7 protein-coding genes are annotated in these 4,525 nt (G+C 39.3%); 5 read left to right on the top strand and 2 right to left on the bottom strand.

Features of this window, described 5'->3' with window-relative positions; genetic code table 11:
• Positions 1 to 405: 405 nt before the first annotated feature.
• The 3 genes from CALSC_RS25350 (at position 406) to CALSC_RS25340 (ending at position 2,256) form a co-directional block, all read left to right on the top strand.
• Positions 406 to 780 carry a hypothetical protein gene (locus CALSC_RS25350; RefSeq protein WP_088243951.1) on the top strand — a complete coding sequence of 125 codons (375 nt, stop codon included), beginning with the start codon at positions 406 to 408 and terminating at the stop codon, positions 778 to 780.
• Positions 781 to 920: 140 nt separating this feature from the next.
• Complete coding sequence (locus tag CALSC_RS25345) at positions 921 to 1,607, top strand: helix-turn-helix domain-containing protein (protein ID WP_088243950.1); 687 nt, start codon at positions 921 to 923, stop codon at positions 1,605 to 1,607.
• A gap of 49 nt (positions 1,608 to 1,656) precedes the next feature.
• Positions 1,657 to 2,256, top strand: a complete 600-nt coding sequence (locus tag CALSC_RS25340; RefSeq protein ID WP_088243949.1) for a hypothetical protein — start codon at positions 1,657 to 1,659, stop codon at positions 2,254 to 2,256.
• A gap of 190 nt (positions 2,257 to 2,446) precedes the next feature.
• Here the strand turns inward: CALSC_RS25340 and CALSC_RS25335 are convergent, their stop codons facing one another.
• Positions 2,447 to 2,947: an N-acetylmuramoyl-L-alanine amidase gene (locus CALSC_RS25335; RefSeq protein ID WP_088243948.1), complete on the bottom strand. Its 501-nt coding sequence runs from the start codon at positions 2,945 to 2,947 to the stop codon at positions 2,447 to 2,449.
• 2 nt (positions 2,948 to 2,949) lie between these two features.
• A complete protein-coding gene (locus CALSC_RS25330; protein ID WP_088243947.1) occupies positions 2,950 to 3,528 on the bottom strand; it encodes a tyrosine-type recombinase/integrase in 579 nt (192 codons plus the stop codon).
• Positions 3,529 to 3,757: 229 nt separating this feature from the next.
• Between CALSC_RS25330 and CALSC_RS25325 the strand changes: the two genes are divergently transcribed.
• Both CALSC_RS25325 and CALSC_RS25320 read left to right on the top strand, forming a co-directional pair.
• Positions 3,758 to 4,087: a hypothetical protein gene (locus tag CALSC_RS25325; protein ID WP_088243946.1), complete on the top strand. Its 330-nt coding sequence runs from the start codon at positions 3,758 to 3,760 to the stop codon at positions 4,085 to 4,087.
• On the top strand, positions 4,087 to 4,398 hold the full coding sequence (locus CALSC_RS25320; RefSeq protein ID WP_088243945.1) for a hypothetical protein: 312 nt from the start codon (positions 4,087 to 4,089) through the stop codon (positions 4,396 to 4,398). The genes CALSC_RS25325 and CALSC_RS25320 overlap by 1 nt, the downstream gene beginning before the upstream one ends.
• The last annotated feature ends 127 nt before the right edge of the window (positions 4,399 to 4,525 follow it).

Genomic DNA, 4,525 nt, shown 5'->3' with positions numbered 1-4,525 from the left:
ACAGTCATCAAGCGCAATCTCTCTGTTCTACTTATCCCCTCAAGACTTGAGCCGTATTTCTCCTCAATATCCGCCACCACTGGAATTGTGGTGTCGATGTAATAGCCTATTGGCTGTGTCAAAATTCACCTCCAATCACATAAACAAAGTCCTTTACCACAAACCTTTGCGACTCAATACCCACGGGTAGACCTTAGTCACAGTCACATAAGTAGTGCTTTATCGCTATCCCCCAACACTGGTAGATCGTTGCTATTAAGTGGGCTACCATCTCCACTCGGTTTGGTTAGTTTGGATTGTTTCGTATGAAAGAAACTAATGTTATTGTATTATATGAATGAAACCTGTCAAGTATTTAATTCATATAAAAGTGTTTTGTTCATACAATAAAATGGGGATGTCGTAATGGAATGCATAAATGGGAAGACCCAGGAAATTACCGGAAGACTCCATTCGAGCCACGGTGATGATCAGCGAGAAAGATTGGCAAGCCTTCAAAGTACAAGCAGAATCAATGGGACTCAACAGGTCAGACCTGATAAGGAAGATTGCTCAAGGGATAATACCTTTAGGGCAACTTCCAACCCAGGAAAAGCTAATGATGGGAAAATCCTAGAGCGCCTTGAATTTATAGAAAAGGCTTACTTGAATTATGTTCAATCTCACCAGCAACGTCTTGAGGCTCGCTATTCTGAGAGCAAGGAGCAGGAAGTTGTTTTCAAGGAAGCAATCCAGGCGCTGAAAGCAGAAATACTTGATTTAGCTTCTCATAACGAATAAGCCGATCGCATCCGGATATGCGATCGGCTTATTTAATGCACTGCAAATAATTTTGTGGTGCCAATTGTCATGCCCAAGTCCAAAAGCAAAAAAAATCACCTATTACCAGTAGGTGAGATTATAACTATCGAGATAAAAAAATGAAAAATAAATCAGTAATTCAACATCCAGAATCTTCCCCATTAGTAATGCTCAGAATGGAATACCTAGAAATAACAGGTAATCATTGTGCAGCGAAATTACTAAGTATCTTTGAATTTTGGACTAATAAACTTAAACAGATGGGAAAAGTCCGGGAATGGATTTATAAGTCTATTGCACGCCTCCAAGAAGAGTTAATGGGTGAGCATGGAATTAACACTATTCGCAATGCTGTTTCTATTCTAACAGAAAAAGGTTTTATCGAAAAACGGCACAACCCGCACATAAAATATGACCGCACATATCAATATAAACTTAATGTGGAGAAAGTTCAGGAAGCCTTGCACAGACTCATTTATCAAGATGAACAAATGGATTTACCTCAAAAGAAAGATGCATTTATTGATACAGAAGAATCCATTTGTCCGGATAGTGAAAACAATAATATAGAAGTCAATATAGAGAACAATTCATATATACCGACACAGAACCAGGAGATTAATAAATTAAATAAAGAAGAATTAACAAATTATGTAGCGAATCAATTAAATATACCCGTTCAAAAAGCTGCAGTGAGGCTTTATCTTTGGGCAGTCGAATGGAGATGCAAACCAGAATTTAGAAATACAATTCGTAAAGAATTAAAAGCAATCAATCTTACTCCCGATGTATTAGATTGCACATAAAAAAACCTCACATATTCGTGAGGCACAACATATTTACTTAACATTAATTATGAAGCAATTAGCACTTGATTTAGGACTTTTAGACAGTCCTATGATTGGCACATCCTATGACCCCTGTTGGGATGAAAATTTTGATTGCCCCCCAACTATTCAGGTAGGCGATCGCATTCGAGATATCGACCCCATCCGTCCTTGTGATAAGGAAGGGGTGATTTTACAGGTACATTCGACCTGGTGTGAAGTACTTTGGGATGGTTGGGGTCATTCCAGCACCCATTGCTTAGAGGATTTAGAGATTGCCCACCAACAAACATCTACGTGTAAAAGTGTTAGTGGGCAAGCAAGAAATGATACGAATAATTTTGCCCACCAACACATATTTACGGATAAAAGTGTTAGTGGGCAAGTAGAGAATGATACTAAAAACCTTGCCCACCAACACAATGGATGGGTTGAAAAGTACTCAGTTCCTAGGAATGGTCACAAGTATTATTATTGGCGGTTTACATGGAGAGAAGGCACTAAAAAACGGCGGCGGTACATTGGCAGTTGCGATAATCCCAAAGCAAGGGAGAGGATGGAGATAGTGAAAGGTGCGATCGCGTTGGGTAAATTACCCCATGAGATAGTGGACTTAATCAGAAGTTAAGTTCGGATTTTAGATGCTTAAGTTCGGATATTAGATAGAAAATACCCACTACGCGCTAGTGGGTAACTGATTATAGGTGCATCTACTACCTGGAACTTCATCCAAGAGTAAGTGCTAATTTTAACATCAAAAATTGCGACCACTATGATGCTGAGAATAGCGATCGCAAGTGAGACTTAAAAAATTAATTTTAAACTAGTCCGCGTACTATCGCATCAGCCATTTTCTCAGCGTCGAATAATTTCATATCCCGTTTAGAATCACAGAAAGCTCCCTCTATAAGGATTGCGGGCATGTTAGTATTCCTTAAAACGTAATATCGAGTCGTCTTAACCCCCCTGTTGTAGAATCCCAGCTTACATATTTCTTGCTGCACGGATGTTGCAATTCTCCTACCAGCATTACTGATGGCAAAAGTCTCAGTACCGTAAGCCTTGCCATTGTAAGCATTGAAATGTAGTGATACAAAGATATCAGCCTTATTCACGTTTGCGGTATTGCACCGTTGCCACAGCGAATTGGTATCACTTTTAGCCCAAGAAGGTCTACACTTGATAGCTGTGTGACCCAATTGTTGAAGCTTTTCGATTAATTGCTCTCCAACCTCATTAATTAAATCTTCTTCCCTACGAACTCCCACGGCACCACCATCGTAGGGGCATCCGTGTCCCAAATCAATTGCGATTTTCATATTTAAAGTAAATTAATTGCGTTTTTGATACGGTCTGGTGAAATGTTGATATATCCAGCTAAAGCTTTTAAGTCCTTATGACCTGTTATTTGTTGAATTGTATAAATATCAATTCCTTGCTCGTGGAGCTTGGTAATGAAAGTAACCCGTGTTGAGTGGGTGCTTATTCCCTTGGCTTCCAGACCAGCTTTAGCAACGGCTTTTCTTAAAACCTGATCGGCATTTCTTAAGGTTATATGCGTTTCGGTATGACTTTTGCTTGGGAACAAATACCCATCTTTGGGAGAGTAACTGTTTAAGACGTTCCACAGTGTTTCATTGATAGGTATCTGCCTTGTCTTCCTTGTGCCGTCAGTGGAAGCCTTGCGGGTTCTGGCACGGAATGTTATATGACTTTTGGGCTTACCATTATCTTGGTATAAGTCACTTTTACGTAGCTGTACCAGTGCCCCCCATCTCTCCCCTGTGTACCAAGCAATATCTAACAGGATTTTATATTTTTGACTTATAATATTTTTTCTAATTTTGGAGTAATCTGAATTAGTCAGAACTGCTGATTTTCCACTCCGATTATTTTTCATCTTTTTTTCAAACCGTTTTTCATTTTTGACTTCCGGTTTTACCAAATATTGAGGTAAAACCGGAATTTTTATGTGTGTGTCAGGTTAGTAGACCTGGCTTAATCATATGTCTGGCAAGGGTTGTGGCGGTTCAGTGCAACTACCAGAAATATGTAAAACCGGAATGTTTACGCTGTTTTGATGAAGAGTTAAAACAGGTTTAAAGAAATATTTAAAAAATCAAAAATTTATGTCAGAACCAACATTAACCGAAGTATTTGGAGCTAACGCAACACAAGACGCTTCAACTGTGACAATCAACAAAGCTGATTTAGCCGGATTGACTGCCAGCGCAACCAATACAGCAGAGTCCTTGCTAGCTGCAATTATGATACAGGCTGCTACCACTCTTACACAAACTAAATTCGATGGTGATACGGATGTATCAATTTACATTGAATCGAGTTTTAGCAATTTCATTAATCGGGGTGCGAATAACGACCGTTATCAACTTGACCCACTAACGGTTAACTTTGCCAAACTCAACCTAGAGACTGGTTTAAATCCAGACGATTACTAATGAAAGCATGGAAGAAACTTGCAAAACATGCAACAAGTGACCGACCCCAAGGACAATATCTTACGTGGAATGGTGGGGGAACTTGGCTGTACAAATGCGCGAATAGTATTTCTCTTAATAGTGGGGTAATTCCAGACGGTTATTATGCAGGAAGTCTGGCTTATTTTATTGTCATTGACGGAAATCAAACATCCGAGTGGGTCATAAGCAATGAACCTTTTGAAGAAGACCCCGATAACGTCGCTGGATGTGAGCTAAGTTCGCAACAGTGTGATTACACCGGCAATGGAATTAATAGACTTGTTGCGTAATAAAATTTGAAACGGCTGAAAAGCTTATAACATAAGGCTTACGGTCATTTACACTCATAAATAGCTGAATACCTTGATTGACAAGGGTTTTAGCCACTTTTTTAGCTTAATTCGCAACAAGTCTAAT

Origin of the sequence: Calothrix rhizosoleniae SC01, from assembly GCF_900185595.1 — a bacterium.
Taxonomy (GTDB): Bacteria; Cyanobacteriota; Cyanobacteriia; order Cyanobacteriales; family Nostocaceae; genus Calothrix_A; species Calothrix_A rhizosoleniae.
Note: the sequence above shows the minus strand (reverse complement) of the source record. Positions and strands in the feature narration are given on the sequence as shown.